This window comes from Azorhizobium sp. AG788, from assembly GCF_004364705.1.
Lineage (GTDB): Bacteria > Pseudomonadota > Alphaproteobacteria > Rhizobiales > Xanthobacteraceae > Azorhizobium > Azorhizobium caulinodans.
Map to the genome: position 1 here is coordinate 267573 of NZ_SOBM01000006.1, position 22260 is coordinate 289832.

23 protein-coding genes are annotated in these 22260 nt (G+C 68.5%); 8 read left to right on the forward strand and 15 right to left on the reverse strand.

The window, feature by feature from the left end; genetic code table 11:
- Positions 1 to 10 precede the first annotated feature (10 nt).
- The gene (locus DFO45_RS17285; RefSeq protein ID WP_133865849.1) at positions 11 to 676 is read right to left on the reverse strand and encodes a histidine phosphotransferase family protein; all 666 of its coding nucleotides are present in this window, start codon (positions 674 to 676) and stop codon (positions 11 to 13) included.
- A 254-nt stretch (positions 677 to 930) separates the two neighbouring features.
- On the opposite strand from DFO45_RS17285, the gene cysQ reads away from it, so the two are divergent.
- The 4 genes from cysQ (at position 931) to DFO45_RS17305 (ending at position 5594) form a co-directional block, all read left to right on the forward strand.
- The gene (gene cysQ, locus DFO45_RS17290) at positions 931 to 1731 is read left to right on the forward strand and encodes a 3'(2'),5'-bisphosphate nucleotidase CysQ (protein ID WP_133865850.1); all 801 of its coding nucleotides are present in this window, start codon (positions 931 to 933) and stop codon (positions 1729 to 1731) included.
- Positions 1732 to 1849: 118 nt separating this feature from the next.
- Positions 1850 to 2515 carry a DUF1134 domain-containing protein gene (locus DFO45_RS17295; protein WP_012169612.1) on the forward strand — a complete coding sequence of 222 codons (666 nt, stop codon included), beginning with the start codon at positions 1850 to 1852 and terminating at the stop codon, positions 2513 to 2515.
- Between the two features lie 151 nt (positions 2516 to 2666).
- Complete coding sequence (locus DFO45_RS17300) at positions 2667 to 3902, forward strand: hypothetical protein (RefSeq protein ID WP_133865851.1); 1236 nt, start codon at positions 2667 to 2669, stop codon at positions 3900 to 3902.
- Positions 3903 to 4655: 753 nt separating this feature from the next.
- Positions 4656 to 5594 (forward strand): LysR family transcriptional regulator, encoded by a 939-nt coding sequence (locus DFO45_RS17305; protein ID WP_133865852.1) that lies wholly within the window; start codon positions 4656 to 4658, stop codon positions 5592 to 5594.
- A gap of 65 nt (positions 5595 to 5659) precedes the next feature.
- Here the strand turns inward: DFO45_RS17305 and DFO45_RS17310 are convergent, their stop codons facing one another.
- From DFO45_RS17310 to DFO45_RS17340, 7 genes are all read right to left on the reverse strand, one after another.
- Positions 5660 to 7765: a HAMP domain-containing methyl-accepting chemotaxis protein gene (locus DFO45_RS17310; protein WP_166657166.1), complete on the reverse strand. Its 2106-nt coding sequence runs from the start codon at positions 7763 to 7765 to the stop codon at positions 5660 to 5662.
- Between the two features lie 333 nt (positions 7766 to 8098).
- Positions 8099 to 9025, reverse strand: coding sequence for an HlyD family secretion protein (locus DFO45_RS17315; protein WP_133865854.1), 927 nt, complete (start codon positions 9023 to 9025; stop codon positions 8099 to 8101).
- Positions 9022 to 9234 carry a DUF1656 domain-containing protein gene (locus DFO45_RS17320; RefSeq protein ID WP_208299820.1) on the reverse strand — a complete coding sequence of 71 codons (213 nt, stop codon included), beginning with the start codon at positions 9232 to 9234 and terminating at the stop codon, positions 9022 to 9024. The genes DFO45_RS17315 and DFO45_RS17320 overlap by 4 nt, the downstream gene beginning before the upstream one ends.
- The gene (locus DFO45_RS17325) at positions 9231 to 11306 is read right to left on the reverse strand and encodes an FUSC family protein (protein ID WP_133865856.1); all 2076 of its coding nucleotides are present in this window, start codon (positions 11304 to 11306) and stop codon (positions 9231 to 9233) included. Before DFO45_RS17325 ends, DFO45_RS17320 begins: the two co-directional genes overlap by 4 nt.
- Complete coding sequence (locus DFO45_RS17330; RefSeq protein ID WP_133865857.1) at positions 11303 to 11794, reverse strand: MarR family transcriptional regulator; 492 nt, start codon at positions 11792 to 11794, stop codon at positions 11303 to 11305. Before DFO45_RS17330 ends, DFO45_RS17325 begins: the two co-directional genes overlap by 4 nt.
- 71 nt (positions 11795 to 11865) lie before the next feature.
- On the reverse strand, positions 11866 to 13068 hold the full coding sequence (gene gltS, locus DFO45_RS17335) for a sodium/glutamate symporter (RefSeq protein WP_133865858.1): 1203 nt from the start codon (positions 13066 to 13068) through the stop codon (positions 11866 to 11868).
- Positions 13069 to 13186: 118 nt separating this feature from the next.
- Positions 13187 to 14143, reverse strand: coding sequence for a ring-cleaving dioxygenase (locus tag DFO45_RS17340; RefSeq protein WP_012169604.1), 957 nt, complete (start codon positions 14141 to 14143; stop codon positions 13187 to 13189).
- A 270-nt stretch (positions 14144 to 14413) separates the two neighbouring features.
- On the opposite strand from DFO45_RS17340, the gene queE reads away from it, so the two are divergent.
- From queE to DFO45_RS17355, 3 genes are all read left to right on the forward strand, one after another.
- Complete coding sequence (gene queE / locus DFO45_RS17345) at positions 14414 to 15052, forward strand: 7-carboxy-7-deazaguanine synthase (protein ID WP_133865859.1); 639 nt, start codon at positions 14414 to 14416, stop codon at positions 15050 to 15052.
- Between the two features lie 11 nt (positions 15053 to 15063).
- Positions 15064 to 15420, forward strand: coding sequence for a 6-carboxytetrahydropterin synthase QueD (gene queD / locus DFO45_RS17350; protein WP_012169602.1), 357 nt, complete (start codon positions 15064 to 15066; stop codon positions 15418 to 15420).
- Between the two features lie 105 nt (positions 15421 to 15525).
- Positions 15526 to 15714 (forward strand): hypothetical protein, encoded by a 189-nt coding sequence (locus DFO45_RS17355; protein ID WP_133865860.1) that lies wholly within the window; start codon positions 15526 to 15528, stop codon positions 15712 to 15714.
- 83 nt (positions 15715 to 15797) lie between these two features.
- On the opposite strand, the gene DFO45_RS17360 is transcribed toward DFO45_RS17355, so the two are convergent.
- A complete protein-coding gene (locus DFO45_RS17360) occupies positions 15798 to 16346 on the reverse strand; it encodes an NADPH-dependent FMN reductase (protein WP_133865861.1) in 549 nt (182 codons plus the stop codon).
- Between the two features lie 183 nt (positions 16347 to 16529).
- Here DFO45_RS17360 and DFO45_RS17365 point away from each other — a divergent pair, with 183 nt between their 5' ends.
- Positions 16530 to 17159 (forward strand): MarC family protein, encoded by a 630-nt coding sequence (locus DFO45_RS17365; RefSeq protein ID WP_133865862.1) that lies wholly within the window; start codon positions 16530 to 16532, stop codon positions 17157 to 17159.
- A gap of 9 nt (positions 17160 to 17168) precedes the next feature.
- On the opposite strand, the gene DFO45_RS17370 is transcribed toward DFO45_RS17365, so the two are convergent.
- From DFO45_RS17370 to DFO45_RS17395, 6 genes are all read right to left on the reverse strand, one after another.
- A complete protein-coding gene (locus DFO45_RS17370; protein ID WP_133865863.1) occupies positions 17169 to 17897 on the reverse strand; it encodes an NUDIX hydrolase in 729 nt (242 codons plus the stop codon).
- Positions 17894 to 18982 (reverse strand): alkene reductase, encoded by a 1089-nt coding sequence (locus DFO45_RS17375; RefSeq protein ID WP_133865864.1) that lies wholly within the window; start codon positions 18980 to 18982, stop codon positions 17894 to 17896. Before DFO45_RS17375 ends, DFO45_RS17370 begins: the two co-directional genes overlap by 4 nt.
- 213 nt (positions 18983 to 19195) lie before the next feature.
- Positions 19196 to 20089: a PhzF family phenazine biosynthesis protein gene (locus tag DFO45_RS17380; RefSeq protein ID WP_133865865.1), complete on the reverse strand. Its 894-nt coding sequence runs from the start codon at positions 20087 to 20089 to the stop codon at positions 19196 to 19198.
- 47 nt (positions 20090 to 20136) lie between these two features.
- On the reverse strand, positions 20137 to 20985 hold the full coding sequence (pdxY, locus tag DFO45_RS17385; protein WP_133865866.1) for a pyridoxal kinase PdxY: 849 nt from the start codon (positions 20983 to 20985) through the stop codon (positions 20137 to 20139).
- Positions 20986 to 21091: 106 nt separating this feature from the next.
- A complete protein-coding gene (locus tag DFO45_RS17390; protein WP_133865867.1) occupies positions 21092 to 21919 on the reverse strand; it encodes an SDR family oxidoreductase in 828 nt (275 codons plus the stop codon).
- Positions 21876 to 22253 carry a DUF2852 domain-containing protein gene (locus DFO45_RS17395; RefSeq protein ID WP_133865868.1) on the reverse strand — a complete coding sequence of 126 codons (378 nt, stop codon included), beginning with the start codon at positions 22251 to 22253 and terminating at the stop codon, positions 21876 to 21878. The genes DFO45_RS17390 and DFO45_RS17395 overlap by 44 nt, the downstream gene beginning before the upstream one ends.
- Positions 22254 to 22260: the final 7 nt, after the last annotated feature.

Consider the following 22260-nt stretch of genomic DNA (forward strand, 5'->3'; position numbering starts at 1 on the left):
ACCGGCCCGCTCAGGCCGGCAGGGCCGACAGCGTGACGGTCTCTCCGTCCTGCGAGAAGCCGAGCACGAGGCCGCAGTCCTGCGCCAGCAGGCCCGCATAGAAGGGCTGAACTGCGTGGGCGTCGAGCCCGCCTTCCGGCGGCACTCCATCGAGCAGGGGCAGGATAGCCTGCGGGATGCGGGCGCTGACGCCGGTGGAGGCAATGGAGAAGCCCATCTCGGGCGCCGCGCCCACGGCCGCCACCTGGATCACGCCGCCGCGCGGCACGGTCATGCCGGCCAGCAGCATCAGGTTCAGCAGCAGCTTCACCCGGTTCTTCGGCAGCAGCTCGCGCGGCAGCATCCAGTCAATCTTGGTGCGCGCGTCTTCCATCATACCGCGCACCACATTCTCGGCATCGCCGAGATCGATGGTGGCACGGGCGGAGCCGGCGGCGCCGAAAGCAAGGCGCGTGAACTGGAGACGGGCGGACGCCTGCCGGGCGCTCTTGGAGATGAGGTCGAGGGCCACTTCCCGCATGTCGGGGGCGTCCTCGTCCTCCAGCACTTCCAGGCCGTTGACGATGGCGCCGACGGGGCTGATGACGTCGTGGCACACGCGCGAGCACAGCAGCGCGGCGAGATCGAGCGGCGAGACCTTGAGGGTGACGGTCGAGCCTGTGGACTCGGAAGACATGGCGTATCCGTTGGCGGTTCCGAAACGGCGACCGGGGCGAAGCCTTCGGCGCCTCCATCCATGATGCGGCGCAACCCGGCCCGCAGAACGGCGCTCGGCGCTCTGATATACCGCGAATTCGCCGGCTACAAGCGCGAGCGGGGCGCGGCGGCCCGGACGCAGCGACAGGGTGCCCTCTTCCCAAGCGGTCCCGCCCGGCCTAACAAGCGCCCTTCGACAGCGGGCTCCGACCCGCCCCGGAGCGATTGCCGCCCATGACCGCCCCAGCCGACCTCACCTTCCTCGCCGCTTTGGCCCGCATCGCCCTCGACGCTGGCGCCGTCATCCGCCGGATCGAGGCGAATGGCATCCATGCGCGGGAGAAGGCGGACGCCAGCGTGGTGACGGATGCGGACGAGGCCGCCGAGGCGCTCATCTGCCCGGCCCTGCGCACGCTCGCCCCCGGCACGCCCATCATCGCCGAGGAAGCGGTCGCTGCCGGCGGCGGGGTTGCGCCGGGCCGCCGCTTCTTCCTCGTGGATCCGCTGGACGGAACGCGGGAATTCGTCTCGGGCAATGGCGAGTACACGGTGAACATCGCCTTGGTCGAGGATGGCACGCCGCGCTACGGCATCATCTACGCACCGGCCAAGGGCCTGCTCTATGCGGGCGGCGACGGCGCCGCCTTCAAGGCGCTGCGCGCGCCGGAGGATGCGGTGGTGCCGGAAAACTGGACGCCCATCCATTGTCGGCTGCGCCCCGCCGGGCCCATCCGCGTCTGCGCCAGCCGCTCCCATTCGGACCCCAGCACCAGCGCCTTCATCGGCGGCTTCGAGGTCGAGGATTGCGTCAACGCCGGCTCGGCCTTGAAATTCGGCCTGCTGGCGGAAGGCGCGGTGGACCTCTATCCGCGCCTGTCGCCGGTGATGGAATGGGATTCGGCGGCCGGTCACGCCATCGTGGTGGCCGCCGGCGGCAGCGTACGCCGGCCCGATGGATCGCCCCTCACCTACGGCCATCCGGAAAACGACTTCCGCGTCAACGGCTTCATCGCCGAAGGCCGGCCCGTCGCCTGACGGCGGGCGCGGGCTGGCAGCGCGGGTTTGCGCCTCGCCTTGTCTGCGTCACAGTAGCGGGAAACGATCGCCTGCCGAATCGTAACGTCCCGCCCGTCGCCAACCGCGAGTTCCCCGCATGACCACACCGCGTTCTTCCCTGGCCCGCACCCTTGCCGGGCTTGCGTTCCTCGCGGCCCTGGCCAGCCCGGCTGCGGCTCAGCAGCAGCCCTACGGGTCGCAGCCCTATACGGCGCCGCCCCAGCCGCAGCCCTACCAGCCCCAGCAGCAGTACCAGCCCCGCCAGGGCCAGGGGCAGAACAGCACCTATTCCACCAACGAGCTGGTGGCGAAGGGCCATTCCTTCTTCGGCACGGTGTCCAAGGGCCTCGCCCTCTCCATCGAGAAGGCGGTGTCCCAGTGGGGCCAGCCCAACGGCTACATCCTCGGCCAGGAAGGCACTGGCGCCTTCGTGGGCGGCCTGCGCTACGGCGAGGGCACGCTCTATACCCGCAATGCCGGCGACCTGAAGGTCTACTGGCAGGGCCCGTCCATCGGCTGGGACTTTGGCGGCGACGGCGGCCGCACCATGATCCTCGTCTATAACCTGCGCACCGTGGACGACGTGTTCCGCCGCTTCGGCGGCGTCACCGGCTCGGCCTATTTTGTCGCAGGCTTCGGCATGACGGCCCTCACCGCCGACGACATCGTGGTGGTGCCCATCCGTTCGGGCGTCGGCGTGCGTCTCGGAGCGAACCTCGGCTATCTGAAATTCACGCCCCAGCCGACCTGGAACCCCTTCTGAGGCTTCAGCGTTGAGCGGCGCCATCGAAACGCCGCGTTGTAAACCAAGCGTGAGCCATTCGGCCTGCACGGCGGTGCTCTCAGGTAGCCTGCCGTGCTTTTGCATGGCATGAATGACAACACCGGCGGGCGGTGGAAAGCGCAGGTTTCACGTGATCGAACAGATCATGTTCTTCGGGTTGGGCGTGCTGAGTGCGACATTGATCGCGCTCCTCGTGCTGCCGGCTGTCTGGCACCGGGCCGTCCGCCTGACGACGCGGCGCGTCGAGGCCGCCGTGCCCATCTCCATCTTCGAGGTGCAGGCCGACAAGGACCAGCAGCGCGCGGCCTTCGCCGTCTCGCAGCGCCGGCTCGAACTCCAGCTCGATCAGGCCCGGAACACGCTGGTGGCGCAGGCCACGACCATCGAGCGCCAGCGCCAGCGCATCTTCAACCTGGAACAGCAGTTGACCGCCCAGAAGGCGGCGCACGAGGCGCTCTCGACCGCCCATTCCGACCTTGCGGCGCGCTTTGCCGCCGAGGCCGAGGCGCTGGCGGACCACCGCATCCAGCTCGAACAGGCCAATGCAGCCCTCGCCAACACCCGCACGGCGCTGGCGCAGACCACCCGCGATCTGGCGGACCAGACCGCACGCGCCGACGAGATGACGCTCAGCCTCGCCGAGCGGGACACCCGCCTCATCGCCCTCGACGGCCGCATCCTCGAACTGGAAAACACGCTGGCCGAGGCCCGTGCGCGCCAGGACGAGACGCAGGCGAAGCTTGAGGCTGCCGAAGCGCGTGGGCGGGAACTCGATACCCGGCTCGCGGAGGCCGGCGCGACGCAGGCAACGCTCGAGGCGGAACTTGCCGAAGCCCGCACCGCCCTTGCCGCCACGCGGGACGAGAGCGCGGGCCGCGGCGGCGAACTGGATGCGCGCGCCGGCCGCATTGCGGAACTTGAGGCGGCGCTCGCTCTCTCGCAGGCGGAGATCGCAGCCCTGCGCAGCGGCCAGCACCTGATGGAACACCAGCGCGCCGACGATTTCGCGCGATCGGAAACCGACATCACCCGCCTGACCGGTGAACTCGACATGCTGAAGGCCGACCACGCCATGATGCGCGAAGCGCTGGAGCGCGCGCGGGCCGCCCGCAGCGACGCACCCGCCGGTGACGGGCCCGAGGCGCGGGCGCAGCTCAAGGACGCCATTCTCGATCTCGCTGCCAAGGTGGCGGCCCGTGCGGCGGAAACGCCCGGCTCCCCCCTGCCCGACCTGCTGGCCAAGGCGGAGCGCGAGGAGACGGGCGGGACGCTGACCCTGGCCGGACGCATCCGCTCCGCCCGACAGACGGAAGCGGCGAACGCGGAGCCGGACTATCCCCGCGCCCGGCAGGTCGCCGGGGAGTAGTCTTCAGGACACGGCCGGCGAACGTCGCCGGAGACCGGACAGCAGAACGGCGGCACCCGAGGGTGCCGCCGTCTTCATGTCGTCAGCTATCTCGTCCGGAGAGGACCGCCGTCACCAGCGGCGGCAGACCTGAACCCAGCGCGGCGGCCCATAGGGGCGCGGCTGGCGGGTCCAGTAGCAGCCCGGACGGGGCGGCGGACCCCAGCCACGGGCCCACGGCGGCACGGGACCACGGGGCGGACCGGGCACCCAGTTGCAGCGCGCCGGCCCACAAACCCAGGCCGCCTGCTCCACCGGCGCCGAAGTGACGGGCGCGGGGGCTGCGAGGGGGGAAATGGGGCTGGCCGCTTCAGCGGAAACGGTGCCGAACGCCAACAGGCCGAACACGGCCGCGGCGCAAATCCGGGCACTTTTCATCATGCTCTCCACAACAACTTGGAGCGTGTCGCTCGACGGCGTAACCCAGCGGCTTAGCGTTTGGTTCCCATAGAAACCCGCAAGCATTCGCCACTTCGGTTAACAGCCTCTAGCTCACCATGCGGAACGCTCTGTCCACAGGATCGATTGAATACTTTCGAATTCGGCGGAAGTAAGCCCCGCGGTCGATCGGGCCGTGCGAATGGGATACGTCTTCTGTGTCTTTCATGTCGCACTGCACCGAAGGCTCGTCGCACCGCGCCCACGGAAGGCCGAGCTTGCGGCCGATGGAATTCCCTGCGAGGGATAGACCGAGGCAGTGTTCCGAGTGGCCGGATGATCGACAAACTTGAATATCTCATTGCTCTGGCCCGCGAACGGCACTTCGGCCGGGCGGCGGAAGCCTGCGGCGTGACGCAGCCGACGCTCTCGGCCGGCATCAAGCAACTGGAGGATACGCTCGGCGTACTGCTGGTGCAGCGGGGCTCGCGTTTCATGGGCTTCACGCCCGAGGGCGAGCGCACGCTGGAATGGGCCCGCCGCATCGTGGCCGACAGCCGCGCCATGCGGCAGGACATCGACGCGCTCAAGCGCGGGCTGTCCGGCCCGCTCCGCATCGCCGCCATCCCGACTGCCTTGCCCATGGTGGCGGCGCTGACCACACCCTTCCGCGCCCGTCATCCGGACGTGCGCTTCACCGTCATCTCCTCGACCTCCATCGAGATCCTCAACCATCTCGAGAATCTGGAGATCGACGCCGGCCTCACCTATCTCGACAACGAGCCGCTCGGCCGCGTGAATACCGTGCCGCTCTATCGCGAGCGTTACCGCCTCGTGACCTCGCCGGGCGCCAGATATGGCGACCGCGAGCAGGTGACGTGGGCGGAAATCGCCGAATTGCCGCTCTGCCTGCTGACGCCCGACATGCAGAACCGCCGCATCGTGGACGGGCTGCTCGCCGCCTCCGGCGCGGTTCAGAAGCCGACGCTGGAGAGCAATTCCATGATCGTGCTCTTCACCCATGTGCGCACGGGCCAGTGGTCCAGCGTCATGCCGGCGATGCTCGCGGATTCCCTCGGCCTCACCTCCGAGCTGCGCTCCATCCCCATTGTCGAGCCGGAGATCACCCACTCCATCGGCCTCGTGGTGCCCCACCGCGAACCGACCACGCCCCTCACCGCCGCCCTCGTGGCCGAGGCCCGGCGCATCGCGCCGCGGCTCAACCAGGACCTCGGCATGGGCCGCGATCCTGCCCTGGCGACGCTCACGCCCTGAACGACGAAAGGCCGGGCGGGTTCAGCCAGCCCGCCCGGCCTTTTCGTGTTCCGACGGCCTGACGCTCAGGCCGCGCGGATTGTCGCGAGGAAGCTCTTCATCTGGCTCTGGAGCGAGGCGGCGCGCCCGGCCAGTTCCGAGGACACATCCAGCACCTGCCGCGCGCCATCGCCCGTTTCGCCCGCCGCCTGCGCCACGCTGGTGATGATGGAGTTCACCTCGTTCGCGCCCACGGACGCCTGGCTGATATTCTGCACGATCTCCATGGTGGCCTGCGACTGCTGCTCCACCGTGGTGGAGATCTGCCGGGCCGCCGTGTTGATGTCGCGGATGGTGTTCATCACGTGGTCAATGGCCGCCACCGCCTGATTGGTGGTGCCCTGGATGCTCGCCACCTGCTGCGCGATCTCCGTCGTGGCCTTTGACGTCTGCTCCGCGAGGCCCTTCACCTCGGAGGCGACGACGGCGAAGCCCTTGCCCGCATCGCCCGCGCGTGCCGCCTCGATGGTGGCATTGAGGGCAAGAAGATTCGTCTGGCCGGCGATCTGCGAGATGAGATCGACGATGGTGCTGATGCGCGCCGCCGCCTGATTGAGCTCCATGATGACGCCGCTGGCGTTCTCCGCCTCCGTCACCGCCGACTGCGCCTTGTTGACCGAATGCTCGACCTGGCGGCCGATCTCGCTCACCGAGGAGCCCAGCTCCTCCGTCGCGCCCGCCACCGCCGCCACATTGGCGGAAGCCTGCGTCGCCGCCGAAGAGACCGAGGTGGACTGGGCCAGCGTGGTGGACGCGGAATAGGACATGGCCTGCGCCGTCGCCTCCATCTGTGTCGCGGACGAGGAGACGGCCGCGACGATGGCGCCCACCGAGCGCTCCAGATCATCCGCAAGCTTCAGCATGCCGGCGCGGCGCGCCTCTTCCGCCTCGCGGGCGATGCGCTTGGCATCGTCCTCCAGTTCCTTGTTGCGCTGGAGGTTCTCCTTGAAGAACTGCACGGCGCGGGCCATCTCGCCGATCTCGTCGCCGCGATCGAGGCTCCCCACCTCGGCTTCGGTATCGCCATCGGCAAGGCTGCGCATGGTGTCGTTGAGCTTCTGGATCGGCCGCGTCACGCGCAGGAGGGTGAAGGCAAGGCCGGCGACGACGATGAGCGCAGAGCCGATGAGACAAGCGAGCGACAGGAAGAAGTCGGCGCGGGATTCCGAGACCACGGCCTCCGCCCTCTGTACCAGTTGGTCGAGCGCGACGTTGGCCACCTCCACCACCAGCCCGGCCTTCAGCGTGTTTTGCACCTGAAGGTCCTTCGCGGCGATGGGCAGCGGCTTGCCGGCGGCCAGCGTGTCGTAGGCGGCCTTGGTGTCTTCCCAGACCTGCCCGGTGAAGGCAGCTGTGTTTGCCTTGTTAAAAGCCTCACGCACCGAGGGGGCCATGTCATCAGCATTCACCGCATCCTGAAGCACGCTCCAGAAACTGGCCGTCTTGCCCCGCTCCTCGAAGGCGAGACCCGCCTCAACCGGGGTGAAACCGCGATTGGCCGCCACCACCGTCTCCAGTCGCACAAGTGCCGCGCCATACTGTGCCCGTGCCGCCCAGGCCGCGCGCTTGACCGCCAGATAGCGGTCCACGCCCTTGTCCGCATTCAAGATGGAGGCGTCCACCGCGTCGGTGGTCGCCGTCAGGGCATTGAGGAAATTCTGGTAGGTGGTCTGCGACGCCCCGTGCGACTGCGGATCGCGGGCGGATTTCGGCCGCCCGGCATCCGCATCGAGACGCGACTGGAGCGCCACCATGGCGTCATGCGCCTGCTTCAGCGCCGGAAGCGTCGAGATGGGCTTGGCGATGCCGGCGGCCTCGATGGAGGCAACGAGCGCCCCGTATCCGGCCTCCACCGTCTTTCGATAATTGGCGATATTGCCGGTGATGGCGGCATCCGCCGGGCCTTCGCCGGAGAGCGCGATGTTGAGCGAGCCGCGCTCGAGGCGCGTGCCGAGCAGGGTCTTCAGCGCCGTGCGGCTGGCCTGCGCCAGCGTCAGCACCCGCTCGGAGGCCGCCTGCCGCTTCAACGCGCCGGCAAGATCAATGCCCGCATAGATGAAGACGATGATCCCCAGAACGCCGAGGAAAAGGCCCAGTGACCACTTGATCGACAACCGGCTGGCGAAGCTCATATCCATCCCCACGCAAGAATACGGATCGCCCGATGCGCGCACCGTCCGCACGACGGCCGCGCAAATCCTGAGGACCCGCACATTCTTCCATAGGAACAACGCTGGCTTGCGCGAACCTGATGTAAATGGAGGTATCGAACCGCAATACGATCAGCACGACTGACGAATGCGTTGCACCTCGCCAGCTCAGATGTGACAACCGCCCCGCAACATCTTGGGTCCCGCAAGACGAGGCGACGTCCCCAACCGCCGAAACCTCCGGCATGGCGACGCGACGTTGGGGAAGACTGAAGGCCGGAGCAGGCCAACGCTCCGGCCGGACGGGATCGACGTTCAGCGCGTCAGCGTAGGGGCCTCGCCCCGCGCGTCCGCCTGCGCCGTCCCGGACGCGGTGCCGGGCAGCACCTCCACCGTCGCCGTGCGGCCCGCCACGAGGCGCGTGCCCTCGGGCACCGGATCGAGCGCGATGCGCACCGGCACGCGCTGGGCGAGACGCACCCAGCTGAAGGTGGGCGTCACATTGGCGATGAGGCTCGAGCCGTCGGAGCGCTCACGGTCCTCGATCGCCGCATCGATGCTGCGCACGCGTCCGGAGAGGACCGCATCCGATCCCATGAGCGAGATCTTCACGCGGTCGCCGGGCGCGATGCGGGGCAGCTTCGTTTCCTCGAAATAGCCCGCCACATAATAGGAGCCGGTGTCGACCAGCGCGGCGACTCCCGCTCCGGCCGAGACGTATTTGCCCGGCCGCAGTTCGAAATTGGTGATGATGCCATCCACGGGCGCCCGCAGGGTGGAGCGCTCCAGATTGAGGGCGGCAAGATCGCGGTCGCTCTGGGCCTGCGCCAGCGCGGCCTTGTCCTGCGCCAGCGTCGTCTCCGCCTGCTCGCGGGCCTGGCGGGAGACCGCCATCTCGCTCAGCTGCTGGGCACGATCATAGTCCCGCTGCGCCTGCACGAGGGCCGCCTTCCGGCTGGCGAGCGCGGCGTCCGCCTGTTCCAGCGCGATCTGGAAGCGCTGCGGATCGATGCGCAGGATGGGGTCGCCCTTGCGGACCGCCGCATTGTCGTCCACCAGCACCTCGGAGACGAGGCCGGAGACATCGGGGGCCACCTCCACGACGGCGGCGCGGATCTTCGCGTCGCGGGTCCAAGGCTCCTCCATGTAATAGGACCACAGATAGTGGCCGGTGAGCACCGCCAGCACGAGGGCGGTGAGGGTGACGCCGATGCGCCCGGCGGTGGCGAGCATCCGTTTCATGATTGCGACCATTGCAGCGAGAGGGCGACGAAACCGCCCAGGACGAGGACGTAGAGGCACACGTCGAACAGCGCGCGGTGCCACACGAGGCGATAGAGGTCGGCGCGGTCGAGGAGCGGACGCAGCAGCGCCAGCGCCACGTAAGCGGCGACCGCCAGAACCAGCAGACGGGGAATGAACACCCCATGCAGATCGAGATCGGCCATCACACGGCCTCCTTCCAGACGGGTTCATGGACGGCGGACGGACGGAAGGCGGCGGCGCCCGGCACAAGGGCGCAGCGCAGCGCCACCAGCGCGGTGAGCGCCTCGTCCCGCCGTCCGCCGGACGGCAGGGCCAGAACCGCGCCGAGCGCATCATCGAGCGGCGGCGCGACGGGGGTCATGGCCAGATCGAAGAGCGTGCCCTCGCCCGCCGCGCGGGCGGCACCGGCGATGCGGCCGAGGAGTTCCTCCACCGCCCGGCGCGGCCCCGCCGGCAGCGCGTGGCGGGCCCGCTTCAGGTCCGCGACATTGATGGCGGCGATGACTTCGCGCAGGGCATGCCCCGCCTCGGGCGCGTCGGGGCCGGCCTTGGCGAGGCGGGGCACGATCAGCCCCAGCCGGTCCAGCATCCGCACCGCCAGCGGGTCGGCGCGCACCTGGGCCGGGCTCTGCGCGATGGCCGCGAGGTCCGAGGCATTGGCCCGCAGCAGTCGGCCGATGGCCTGCTGCACCGTCATGGAGCGCACCAGCGTCGCGACCACGGCGGCGAACAGCATGCCGATGACGGCGGCCATGTCGCCATTGAGCGTGGCGGCGAAATCGGCGGAGAAGCGCTCCTGAATGCCGATGAGCGCTGAGAAATTGAGGCACAGAGCAAGGCCCGTGCCGCCCCAGCCCGGCATGCTCATCAGCGTGCCGGCAGGCACCAGATAGAGCGCCAGCATGAAGGTCAGCAGCGGGAAGCCGTCCGTGCCCGGCAGGATCACGAAGGCATAGAGGCAGACCGCGGCGATGGCCACCAGCAGGCCGCGCACGAAGGAGAGGATGCCCACCGCCGGATCGTCGAGCCCGGCCATGAGGCAGGCGGCCACCGCCACCATCTGCGCGCCGGTCGCGCCGTCCGCCCAGCCGCTGGAGATCCAGAAGGCGCAGAAGAGCAGAATGGAGAGCATCGCCGAGGCCCCCGACCAGACCGCGAGGCGCGGATCGCGATGCACCGTGCCCGCGGGCGGCAGGCGCCGGTTGCCGTCGAGACCCGGAGGCAGCGCGGCCCCGCCGCTCTTCACGGCCCGCCAGAGGTCGCGGCACTGCTCTCGCACGTCCATGAAGAGGTTCAGGCGGTCGATGAGATAGGCCTGCTGGAGCGCGGCCCAGGCGGCATCGGGGCCGGTGTCCGGCTTGAGGTCCGCGAGACGCGCACGCAGCCATGCCGCCTCCTGCGCGTCCACCGCCTCGCCCGCCCGCGTCCAGGCCGAAAGGCGCTCCAGCACCTGCGCGAGGTCGTCGGTCAGGGCGCCGTCCTGCTTCAGGGAGGACACGCGCGCGGCAATGCCACCCAGCAGGGGCAGCAGCAGCAGCATACGGCCGCGCAGCGCCTGCATCAGGCCGGTGGTGCCGCGAAACTGGGAATGGTCATAGGCAAGGTGCACCGACAGGCCGTGCAGTTCCGTCGCGTCGGCGGCCAGCCGGGCACGCTTGGCGCGGGCCTCCGCGCCCGTCACGCCCGCGAAGGCGTCGAGGGTGAGCTCGCCCGCGTCCTTGAGCCAGGCATCAATACGGCCGGCGACCATCGGCCCAACGTGGCGCGGCAGCAGCAGGTGGCCGAACAGCCCGGCGCAGGTGATGCCGAGCACGATCTCCTCCACCCGCGCCACCGCAGTGTCGAACACCGCGCCGGGATCGCTCACCGCCGGAAAGCCGATGAGCGCCACCGTGTAGCCCCCGAGCATGGTGACGTAGGACCGCGGGGTACGGTCGAGCAGCGAGACGGCGAGGCACCCGCCGACCCACAGCGCGAGCACGAGGCTGAGCAGTTCCGGGGCGTTCACCAAATTGGGCACCAGCACCACCGTCGCGGTGGCGCCGATGATGGTGCCCAGCACCCGGTAGACCGCCTTGGACGACAGCGCGCCGGACATGGGCGAGGAGACGATATAGACCGTCGCCATGGCCCAGAAGGGCTTCTCCAGCCCGCAGGACAACGCGATGAAGAGCGCCGTCATGGCGGCGGCGAAGGTCTTCAGCGAGAAGATCCAGTCCGTCGCCCGCGGGCGCAGGCTGGCCAGCAGCGCGATCATGCGGCATCTCCCTCCGCTCCGGGCCGACGGGTCTCCGCCTCACGATCGAGGCGCCCCTCGACGGTGCGCAGCACGTGGAGCGTGCGGGCGAGATCCTCCTCGGACACGTCCGCCAGCAGGCGCGCGCGCATGACCACAAGCGCATCCTCCGCCGCCTGCGCGCGGCGCTGCCCCAGCGAGGTGAGGTGCAGCACCTTGGCCCGGCGGTCTGCCGGGTCTTCCCGCCGCTCCACCAGCCCTTCGGCCGCCAGCGCATCGAGCAGGCGCACCAGCGAGGGGCACTCGATGCCGAGCGCCTCCGCCAGCGCGTTCTGCCGCAGTTCCCCCCGCTCGCGCAGCATGAGCAGCGGCAGAGCGGTGGCGAGGCTCAGTCCGTGGCCGACCAGGGCATGGTCCAGTTCCCGCCGCCACAGCCGGTGCACCTGAATGACCAGGCGCCCGAACTGGGTCGCGGGCGGCAGCGTGGGTGCGGAATATTTGTAAGTCATGCTTTCTATTAGCACCCTAATTATTATGATGCAACCGATCCCTCCGGGGCGCCGCCACGACCCCGATGCGCTCAGCGCACCATGAAGCCGATGGCGATCGCGTTGATGATGTCGATGAAGAAGGCCGAGACCAGCGGCAGGATGATGAAGGCCAGCGGCGCCGGGCCGTGGGTGCGCGTGACCGCCGTCATGTTGGCGATGGCCGTGGGCGTGGCCCCGAGGCTGATGCCGGTGAAGCCCGCCGCCAGCACGGCGGCCTGATAGGTCCGCCCCATGGCCGGAAACACCACGAACAGGATGTAGAGCACGGCGACGAGGCTCTGCAGCCCCAGCACCAGAGCCAGGGCCGGACCAAGTCCGCCCAGCGTCCAGAGCTGCATGCTCATGAGCGACATGGCGAGGAAGATCTTCAGCGACAGGTCCGAGATCAGCGCCAGCGCCTGGGTCCGCGCCGGCCACGGCAGGCGCGGCAGCACCAGCGGCAGGATGTTCGTGACCACGATCGCCACCAGCAGGCACACCACGAACAGCGGCAGCTTGATGCCGGTCTTCTCGACTATTCCCTCCAGCGAATAGGCGACCAGGATCACAACATTGAGCACCAGCAGCGTGCTCAGGATGTTGCGATAGCCCACCTCCCCGCCCTCCGGCTGGCCCGCCTCCTCGGGCAGGCCGACCATGGGCGCCTCCGCAGCCCCGCCGCGCAGCCGGAAGCGCGAGATCAGCAGGCCGGCGATGGGGCCGCCGAGCAGGCTCGCGAGAACGAGGCCGAGGGTAGCGCTCGCGATCCCCACCTCCAGCGCATTGGTGAGGCCGAAGCGCTGCGAGATGAGGGGCGCCCAGGCGATGGTGGTGCCGTGCCCGCCCACCAGTGACACCGAGCCGAGCAGCGGCGCCATGCCCTCCGGTAGCTTCAGCGCCGCCGCAGCGCCCAGCGCCACGGCATTCTGGAGACCGAGATAGACGACGGTGAGGATGAGCAGGATGATCAGCGGCCGCCCGCCGGCGCCGAGATCGGCAAGGCGCGCATTGAGGCCGATGCCGGTGAAGAAATAGAGCAGCAGCAGGTCGCGCGCGGCGATGTCGAAGGAGATGGCGAGGCCGAAGCCGTTGTGCGCAACGAGGGTCCCCAGTGCCGCAAGCAGTCCACCGGTCACCGCCTCCGGAATGTTCCAGCGGCGCAGCGGCGGGACGAGGCTGTTGAGCCCGGCACCGACGAAATAGACCACGATAGCGATGGTGAAGGCGATGAAGCCGGGAACTTGATAGCTCATCCGCCCTGCTCTCCGTGGCACCGGAGCCTTCTTATCGCCCGAACCGCCACGGGGATAAAGCGGCGGCACTACCGAAAGCGTTCCTGCCGGCCCCACGGAGAGGCCGGCAGGAAGGTGCTCAGAGCGGCTTCAGGCCCGCCTCGATCTCGCGGCGGCGGCCTTCGAGGAAGGGCGGCAGCGAGAGGCGCTCGCCGAGCGTCGCCTGCGGTTCGTCGGCCGAGAAGCCGGGCGCGTCGGTGGCGAGTTCGAACAGCACGCCGTTGGGCTCGCGGAAATAGAGGCTGCGGAAATAGTAGCGGTCCACGGGGCCGGACGAGGGCACGCCCAGTTCGTTGAGCCGCGCGTTCCACCCCTCGTAATCCTCGAAGGTCGGCACGCGGAAGGCCACGTGATGCACGCCGCCCGCCCCCGGCCGCGCCGGGCCGAGCTTGGGGTCGACCCGCACATGCAGTTCCGCATCCGGGCCACCCTGCGCCATCTCATAGACGTGGGTGGTCGCGCCGGAGGCATCGGTGAAGCTGCGCACCTGCCGCATGTTGAGCAGAATGGTGAGCACGGCATCCGTGGGCTTCAGGTCCGGCACGCTGAGCGTGATCGGGCCGAGGCCGCGGATCTGGTGCGCCTCCGGCACCGGGCTCTTCGCCCACGGCACGCCGGGGCCCTGGCCGTTGTCCGCAACGAGGCTGAGGCGCTGGCCTTCCTTGTCCTCGAAATCGAGGGTCGGACGGTTGTCCCGCAGCACGATCTCGTCCTGCGTCACGCCCAGTTCCTTCAGGCGCTCCTGCCAGTAGCCGAGCGCCGCCTCGTCGCGCACCCTCAGTCCGGTGCGGGCGACCGTATGGTTGCCGCGCCGCTCACGGCCCACCGGCCAATCGAAGAAGGTGATGTCGGTGCCGGGGTTGCCCTCCCCGTCCGCATAGAAGAGGTGGTAGGCGGACGTATCGTCCTGGTTCACCGTCTTCTTCACGAGGCGCATGCCCAGCGCCTTGGTGTAGAAATCGTGATTATAGACCGCGTCGGCGGAGACGGCGGTCAGATGGTGGAAGCCGGTCAGTTCAAGGCCTGTGGTCTGCATGTGATCCTCCGGGAGGCGAGCCTCCGGGCCACCGGCCAGCCGCAACATGCGGCCGGCGGGGCCAGTCTCGTGCCGGTTCCGCTCTGGGGCGGCCCGGCTTCGTCCTCATAAGTAGGGCGGATGCGCCTTGCAGGAAAGACGATGGATATGGCGGGGCGACAATGGATAATTGCGCCCATGCAATGACCTAAGACTAGGGCCGCCGCTGCACAGGCCCCTTGCACGGGGCGCGCTTGTCCGCGCCCGCGCCCGCCGCTAGAGGCATGCGCCATGTCCTATGCGGTGAAAGAGATCTTCAAGACCCTCCAGGGCGAGGGGGCACAGGCCGGCCGTGCGGCCGTCTTCTGCCGTTTTGCCGGCTGCAACCTGTGGTCCGGCCGGGAGGAGGATCGCGCCTCGGCCATCTGCCGCTTCTGCGACACGGATTTCGTCGGCATGGACGGAGAGGGCGGCGGGCGCTTTGCCGATGCGCCAAGCCTTGCCGCGACCATCGCCCGGACCTGGGGCGACAAGGGCGCCGGCGGTCGACCCTATGTGGTGTTCACCGGCGGCGAGCCCCTGCTCCAGCTCGATGCTGCGCTGATTGAGGCCGTTCATGCGGAAGGCTTCGAGATCGCCATCGAGACCAACGGCACCCTCCCCGCCCCCACCGGCATCGACTGGATCTGCGTCAGCCCCAAGGCGGGCGCGGAAATCGTGCAGCGCACGGGCAGCGAGCTGAAGCTCGTCTATCCGCAGCCGGAGGTGACGCCCGAGGCGGTCGCCAGCCTCGCGTTCGAGCATTATTTCCTCCAGCCCATGGACGGGCCGGCGCGGATCGAGAACACGCAGGCGGTGATCGCTTATTGCCTCGCCCATCCGCAATGGCGCCTGAGCCTCCAGACCCATAAGATCACCGGCATTCCGTGAAAGCGCGCCCCATGAAGATCACCCAGGCCTTCACCTTCGAGGCGGCCCACCGCCTGCCCAACGTGCCGCAGACGCACCGCTGCTTCCGCATGCACGGCCATTCCTACCGGGTGGAACTGGTGCTGGATGGCGACGTCGATCCGCATACCGGCTTCGTGGTGGACTTCTTCGACGTGGAGGCCGCCTTCGGCCCTGTGCTGAAGCGGCTCGACCATTATTGCCTGAACGAGATCGAGGGGCTGGAGAACCCCACCGCCGAGCACATCGCCATCTGGATCTGGGAGCGCACCAAGCCGCTGCTGGCGCAGCTGGCCACCGTGCGCGTATTCGAGACCCCGCTCTCGTGGGCAGAGTATGAGGGCCGCTGAGCCCGGCTCTGATCTGCCAGCGTGACGAAAAGACGGGTGGCGCTCAGGGGGAGCCGCGCCTATCCTTCAAGGCTGACGCGCAACGGACGGCAATGAGGGACACCCATGTTCCTGGACGTGCCCAGCCAGTGGCCCCCGCAAGACCCGCCCCCTGAACCGCCCAAGGCGCGGTTCTCGCCCAAGGAGGAGAAGTTCCTCCTGTGGGTGGCAGCTCTCAATGTGCTCGGCCTCTTCATCGCCCCGGTGGGCGGCTTCACCATTCTCAATGCGGTGCGGGCACTCTTCGGCCCCTGACCGGCACCCCGAGGATGCCTGAGGCACCCTCGGAAACCGGATGAGGACAACGCGATTTCTCGCGTAAATCCAAAATCTTAACCCTATTTCTTGAAGCTCTCCACAAAGGCGGAAAAGGCCTTCAGCTGACCGGCGATGAAGTCGCGGGTACCGGCGTCGGTGAGGCTGCCGTCCTCCACCAGCGTCTGCACCTTGCCGACCATCACCTCGGGCACGTTGAAGACCCGGCCGTCGAGGAAGACGAGAATCTGGCGCAGATGATACTGCGCCCGCGCGCCGCCGAGGACGCCCTGTGAGGCCGACTGGATCAGCACCGGCTTCCCGGCAACGGGCTTGCCCGGCAGGCGGGACACCCAGTCGATGGCGTTCTTCAGGCCGCCCGGCACGGAATAATTGTATTCCGGCGTCACGATGATGAGGCCGTCCGCCTTGGCGATGCGCGCGCCGGTGTCCTCCACCACGGCCGGAAAGCCTTCCGCCTGAAGATCGGCATCATAGATGGGGAATTGCGCCACGGAGGGCAGGATGTCGATGCTCGTGCCCGCGGGCGCGAGTTCCGCCAGCGCCCGCGCGATCGCCGCGTTGTAGGATCCCTTGCGCACGCTACCCACCCACACAGCCCAATTTGCCATGATGTTTCTCCGATGTGATGGCTCGGGAGGTGGACGCCGCGCCGGTTGACGGGTTCCCTCTCCATCGCTCCATGCTAAAGCCGGTCCCGTACTGAACCATGACTAGGCCTGAGCTTTGCCGTCGTTCAAGGTTTTGTGATCCGCCCGAGGGGGCATCTGACGGAGGGGCGGGAGCGCCGGACCATGCTGGAGGACTACGACCTCTTCATCACCCAGTTCGTGACGCTCTATGCCCTCCTGGAGCCCATCGGCCACCTGTCGCTCTTCCTCGCCCTCACCGGCGAGCACAGCAAGGCGGACCGCCTCCGGCTCGCCATTCTGAGCCCGCTGTTCGCCTTCGCCGTCTTGTCCTTCTTCGCCTTGGCGGGGCAGACGCTGCTGAATGCGATGAACGTCTCGATCCTGTCTTTCCAGATCGCCGGCGGCATCATCCTCTTCAGCTTCTCCCTGTCGATGATCTTCGGCGAGGCGAAGAAGCCGAGCGGCGTGCCCGAGGAGAAGAACCTGATCTCGCAGGCCATCTATCCCCTGGCGACGCCCACCATCGCGGGGCCCGGCGCCATCCTGTCCGTGGTCCTGCTGGCGGACAACAATCGCGGCAGCCCCATCGCCCAGAGCATGACCGTTCTGGCGGTGGCGAGCATGATGCTGCTGCTGATGGGCGCCTTCCTCGCGGGCGACATCATCACCCGCCTCATCGGCAGCGGCGGCACGAACCTCGTCCGCCGCGTGATGGGCATCCTCATCGCCGCGCTGTCGGTGGATCTGGTGCTGAGCGCGCTGGCCAAATGGCTGCACCTGCCGCCCATCTGAGCGGAAGCGTCAGCCGGTGGTCCAGCGGTTGCGGATATAGGTGACCGCGAACGGCATCACGTCGGCGGTCAGGTCCGCCTCATGGCGCACCACGCGGATACCCGACAGTTCCGGCTCCGCCTCCTGCGCGAGGCGCGCGCGAATGGCCTCCGCCACCGCTTCGCCCTCGTCCGCCAGCACGAGACGGCGCAGCACCGCCGCCCGGCGACCATCAAGCACCAGCGTCCAGCCGCCGTCGCGGGCGATGTCGGCCCGCGTGAGGCCGGTCTCCTCCGCCAGCTCCCGCCAGAGGCTCGCTTCGAAATCCACCCGGCGGTCGGGTGTCACGTCGGAGAGATCGGGCGTGCCGCAGGGGAAATAGACACGGCCCGCCGCCGCCGTCCACGGCGCCATGACGCCGAGCAGGAACGCCCCGTCCGCGCCCTCAAGAGCCGCGGCGGCAAAGGCGTTATAGACATTGAACTCAGGCTTCCAGCCGTGATCGCGCCACCAGAGGAAACTGGCGAAATCCACCTCGATGAAGCGGCCGACGAGCGTCTCGCCCTCCACCTCCAGATGCCGCATCACGAGCACACGCCCGTTCCAGATCTGCGGCGTGGCCGCCTGGCGGACCGCGAAGTGCCCGTCGATGGCGGCGCGATGGCGCTCCGCCTCGGTCCAGATCCCCGGCTCGACCCGAAGGTCGAGCCGGGAGACCGGATGGACGCTGACCGTCCCCGTATCGCCGTCTGCGCTCACGCAGCCGTGCCGAGGGTCGGATAGTCGGTGTAGCCGGTCGCCCCGCCGCCATAGAGCGTGTCGCGGTTCAGCTCGTTCAGCGGCGCGCCGCGCTTGAGGCGCTCCACAAGGTCGGGATTGGAGATGAAGGGACGGCCGAAGGCGATGAGGTCCGCCTTGCCTTCCGCCAGCACCGTCTCGGCCAGAGCCTTGTCATAGCCGTTGTTGGTCATCCAGGTGCCATCGAAGCGCTTGTGCAGGGCCTCGAAATCAAAGTCGGGCGCCACATCGCGCGGGCCACCCGTGGCGCCCTCGACCACGTGGATATAGACCGGCTTCAGCCCGTTCAGCTTCTCGACCACGTAATTGAACAGGGCCTGCGGATTGCTGTCCGTCAGGTCGTTGGCGGGGGTTACGGGCGAGAGACGGATGCCGACGCGGTTGGCGCCGATCTCCTTGATGACCGCCTCCATCACTTCCAGCAGGAGCCGGGCGCGGTTCTCGATGGAACCGCCATAGGCGTCCGTGCGCTTGTTGGCGCCGTCGCGCAGGAACTGGTCGAGGAGATAGCCGTTCGCGGCGTGGATCTCGATGCCGTCAAAGCCGGCCTCGATGGCGTTGGCGGCAGCCTTGCGATAGTCCTCGACGATGCCGGGAAGCTCGGACAACTCGAGCGCGCGCGGCTCGGAGACGTCGGTGAAGGCGTTGTTCACGAAGGTCTTGCCGTTGGCGCGGACGGCGGAGGGCGCCACCGGAGCCTTGCCGCCGGGCTGGAGCGAGGTGTGGGAGATGCGTCCCACATGCCAGGCCTGCAGGAAGATGCGGCCGCCGGCATCATGCACCGCCTTCGTCACCTTCTTCCAGCCGGCGATCTGCTCGGGGGAATGGATGCCGGGGGTGTCCTGATAGCCTTGGCCCTCCGGCGAAATCTGGCTCGCCTCGGAGATGATGAGGCCGGCGCTGGCGCGCTGGGCGTAATACTGGGCGGTGAGATCCGTGGCGATGTTGCCGGGCGCGGCGCGGTTGCGCGTCAGCGGCGCCATGACAATGCGGTTGGAGAGCGTGATGTCGCCAAGGCGATAGGGCTCGAAGAGAGACGCTGTCATCGGAGACCTTTCTGGGGATCGGCGTGTCGGCGGCAGGCAGCAGAGGGGCCGTCGCGCAACAGGCCGGATAGGTGGGTTGCAATGCACAACACATAGAGTGCCGACGGACCGTTCCAAGGGTAGCGCCCCCAGAAAAGCTGTGCCTTCACGGCACAGGCCCGTTGCGCGCCGGGAAACGGCGGCGCGCCCCAAACCCCTGTCCTTGCGGCAGGATCAGACGTGCAGCGTGCCCTCGGCGATGACGATGGCCGAGCCGCCGATGGTCGCCTGGGCCACCGCGCCGCCCTTCACCGTGAAGGCGAGATTGATGCGGCTGGGGCGCCCCATCTCCACGCCCTGGTCGATGCGGACACGATGGTGGCCGTCCACGCGCGCCTCCGCATCCATGAGCACCGAAGGGAAGGCAGCGGCGGCGGCACCGGTGGCGGGATCTTCGAGCGAACCGATGCCGGGCGAGAACATGCGGGAGCGGAAATCCGCGTCGCCCTCATCGTCCAGCGTGTAGAGATACATGGCCTCGCCATAGGCGCCGAGATTGCGGATGAAGGCGCTCTCGTCGGGCCGCGCGCGGGCAAGCGCGGTGAGGTTGGCCACCGGCACGAAGAGGAAGGGGACGCCCGCGCTCGCCACCACCGGCCGATGGGCGTCGAAACCGATGTCCGCCACCTCCAGCGACAGGGCATCGGCGCACTCGCGCTTCGACACTTCCGTCTCTTCCAGCGTGCTGGCGCGCGGCACCACGAAGGTGGAGGTGCCGCGGCGGCTGCCGGTGCCATCGGTCGCCACCTCGCACTTCACGATGCCGATCGCCTCCTCGAGCGCCATGGCCCCGGCTGAGCCGCCTTCCAGCGCCAGCGCGATGGAGGCGCCGACGGTGGGATGGCCAGCGAAGGGGAGTTCGTGGGCGGTGGTGAAGATGCGGATGCGGGCGCGGTTCGCCGGATCCTTGGGCGGCAGGATGAACACCGTCTCCGAGAGGTTGAACTCGCGGGTGATGTGCTGCATGGCCGCCTCGTCCAGCCCGTCCGAATTCAGCACCACCGCCAGCGGGTTGCCGCCAAGGGCGCGGTCGGTGAAGACGTCGAGGATGAGATAGCGGCGCGACATGGGCGGGTGTCCGTCGGTTGCAGGCGGTGGGCGCGACAATCTTGACCTTAAATCGCCTCGGCCGTGAAGACGTGACTTGGGCGTACGAACTCGTCCTGCGCCGCCACCAGCAGCAGTTCGCGGGAGCCCTCCGCATGGGTGCGCGAGAGCAGGCCATAGATGGAGGACGCCGCCGCCCCCAGTGCCAGTGCCGTCGAGCCCGAGCGCTTCCAGTGGAAGAAGAACAGGGCAGCGATGGCATCACCCGCACCGTTGAGGCTCACATCCAGCCGGGGCGTGCGCACGAGGAAGCGCCCATCGGGACCGGAGGCCATGAGATCGATGGAATGGTCCGGCGTCTCGGCAGTCTGGAGACTGGTCACGAGGATGACCTTGGGCCCCTTTGCGTGCAGCACGTCGCAGGCAGCGACGGCCTCCGCGCGGGTGCCGGCAGCACGGCCGGAGAGCAGCTCCAGCTCGAACTGGTTGGGCGTGATCACCTCGGCGGCGGGCACCGCCTGATCGCGCATGAATTCGGGAATGCCCGGCCGCACGAAGACGCCACGGCCCACGTCGCCGATCACCGGATCGCAGCAATAATCGGCCCGCGGATTGGCCGCCCGCACCTTGGCCACCGCATCGAGGATGGCCGCCCCGATGTCCGCCGATCCCATGTAGCCGGAGAGCACGCCGTCGCAGCGGCCAAGCTGGCCGCGCTCGGCGATGCCGTCCACCAGATCGCCGATGACATTGGCCTCGAACACCTGGCCGCGCCAGGCGCCATAGCCCGTGTGATTGGAGAATTGCACCGTGTGGATGGGCCACACCTCGACGCCGAGCCGCTGGAGGGGGAAGACGGCGGAGGCATTTCCCACATGCCCGTAGGCCACGTGGGACTGAATGGAGAGCAGGTTCATGGTGCGGCCACGCGGAGGGGAACTCTGCCGCGCCGGTTAGCGCGTCACAGCAGCCGGCACAAATGGAATCTGCTGATGGCGGGCAGCGCTTTTCCTGATGGACCGGTCAGGCGGGCGGCACGGGAGAGAGCTCCCGGCGGGAAATGAAGGCGACGACGCGGCGCGGGACCAGACGGATGGCGAAGACGAGCAGCTTGTTCACCGGCCCGGCCACAGCGAGCCGTCGCCCAGCCATCATCGCCTCATAGCCAGTGCGGGCGACAGCTGCGGCATCGGCCACCGGCCCCTTGAAGACGCGGGTACTGCTCATGCTGGCGCGGCGGGCAAAGCCGGTCTCCGTGGGGCCGGGACACAGGCAGGTGACGGTGACGCCGCTGCCGCTGACCTCTTCGGCCAGCGCCTCGGACAGGCTCAGCACATAGGCCTTCGTGGCGGCATAGACCGCCGCGAACGGTCCCGGCGCAAAGCTCGCCGTGGAGCCCACATTGAGGATGCGGCCCGCCTTGCGTTTCAGCATGCCGGGCAGCACCGCCTTGGCGAGCATGGTGAGCGCGGTCACATTGGTGGCGATCATCGCCACCTCGTCGGAGGGGCGGCTCTCGACGAAGGGGCCATAACCGCCGAAGCCCGCATTGTTGACGAGAATGTCGGGTCCAAGATGCGCGGCGTATTCGCACAATTCGTCCATGCCATCGGCATCGGCGAGATCCACCGCGCGCAATTCCAGCTCGACATCCGGCCACTCCGCGCGGAGCTTGGCGGCGGCATCATCCAGCCGCGAGGGATCGCGCGAGACGAGCAGCAGCCGGTAGCCGTCCCGCGCCAGCAGCCGCGCCAGCTCGAAGCCGATGCCGGTGCTGGCGCCGGTGACCAGGGCGCAGGGGCGGCTGTCAGCCGTCGCTGCGCCGCGCCGCCCGCCTGGCGATGAAGGCATCGAATTCCTCCCGGTCCTTGGCCCGCTTGAGGTCGTAGAGGAAATCCTCGAACGCCCCCTGCTCTGCCGCAAGCTGGCGCCGCTCTTCCTCAAGGCGGCGCAGTTCATCCGCCTTATAGGCTTCGAACGCGACATTTCCGGTATCGCGGGAAAGTGGGCCGAAACGCAAGGCCGCCGGCCGCTCCGCGCCGTGGCGGCGCAACTTCTTGTAAAGCAGCATCGCAAGGCCGAGCGGCCAGAAGACGATGAAGCCGGCCACCATCGCCGCGATCTCCCAGCCCTTCCAGCGCGACCGGAAGTCCGACGCGTCCGGCGCGAAACTGCATCTGCTCATGACCCTC

Bases quoted from the DNA above. Each gene is read 5' to 3' on its own strand.
- DFO45_RS17285 (WP_133865849.1), bottom strand. From the start codon at position 676: ATGTCTTCCGAGTCCACAGGCTCGACCGTCACCCTCAAGGTCTCGCCG.
- cysQ (WP_133865850.1), top strand. From the start codon at position 931: ATGACCGCCCCAGCCGACCTCACCTTCCTCGCCGCTTTGGCCCGCATC.
- DFO45_RS17295 (WP_012169612.1), top strand. From the start codon at position 1,850: ATGACCACACCGCGTTCTTCCCTGGCCCGCACCCTTGCCGGGCTTGCG.
- DFO45_RS17305 (WP_133865852.1), top strand. From the start codon at position 4,656: ATGATCGACAAACTTGAATATCTCATTGCTCTGGCCCGCGAACGGCAC.
- DFO45_RS17310 (WP_166657166.1), bottom strand. From the start codon at position 7,765: ATGAGCTTCGCCAGCCGGTTGTCGATCAAGTGGTCACTGGGCCTTTTC.
- DFO45_RS17315 (WP_133865854.1), bottom strand. From the start codon at position 9,025: ATGAAACGGATGCTCGCCACCGCCGGGCGCATCGGCGTCACCCTCACC.
- DFO45_RS17325 (WP_133865856.1), bottom strand. From the start codon at position 11,306: ATGATCGCGCTGCTGGCCAGCCTGCGCCCGCGGGCGACGGACTGGATC.
- DFO45_RS17330 (WP_133865857.1), bottom strand. From the start codon at position 11,794: ATGACTTACAAATATTCCGCACCCACGCTGCCGCCCGCGACCCAGTTC.
- gltS (WP_133865858.1), bottom strand. From the start codon at position 13,068: ATGAGCTATCAAGTTCCCGGCTTCATCGCCTTCACCATCGCTATCGTG.
- DFO45_RS17340 (WP_012169604.1), bottom strand. From the start codon at position 14,143: ATGCAGACCACAGGCCTTGAACTGACCGGCTTCCACCATCTGACCGCC.
- queE (WP_133865859.1), top strand. From the start codon at position 14,414: ATGTCCTATGCGGTGAAAGAGATCTTCAAGACCCTCCAGGGCGAGGGG.
- queD (WP_012169602.1), top strand. From the start codon at position 15,064: ATGAAGATCACCCAGGCCTTCACCTTCGAGGCGGCCCACCGCCTGCCC.
- DFO45_RS17355 (WP_133865860.1), top strand. From the start codon at position 15,526: ATGTTCCTGGACGTGCCCAGCCAGTGGCCCCCGCAAGACCCGCCCCCT.
- DFO45_RS17360 (WP_133865861.1), bottom strand. From the start codon at position 16,346: ATGGCAAATTGGGCTGTGTGGGTGGGTAGCGTGCGCAAGGGATCCTAC.
- DFO45_RS17365 (WP_133865862.1), top strand. From the start codon at position 16,530: ATGCTGGAGGACTACGACCTCTTCATCACCCAGTTCGTGACGCTCTAT.
- DFO45_RS17375 (WP_133865864.1), bottom strand. From the start codon at position 18,982: ATGACAGCGTCTCTCTTCGAGCCCTATCGCCTTGGCGACATCACGCTC.
- DFO45_RS17380 (WP_133865865.1), bottom strand. From the start codon at position 20,089: ATGTCGCGCCGCTATCTCATCCTCGACGTCTTCACCGACCGCGCCCTT.
- pdxY (WP_133865866.1), bottom strand. From the start codon at position 20,985: ATGAACCTGCTCTCCATTCAGTCCCACGTGGCCTACGGGCATGTGGGA.
- DFO45_RS17390 (WP_133865867.1), bottom strand. From the start codon at position 21,919: ATGCCTTCATCGCCAGGCGGGCGGCGCGGCGCAGCGACGGCTGACAGC.
- DFO45_RS17395 (WP_133865868.1), bottom strand. From the start codon at position 22,253: ATGAGCAGATGCAGTTTCGCGCCGGACGCGTCGGACTTCCGGTCGCGC.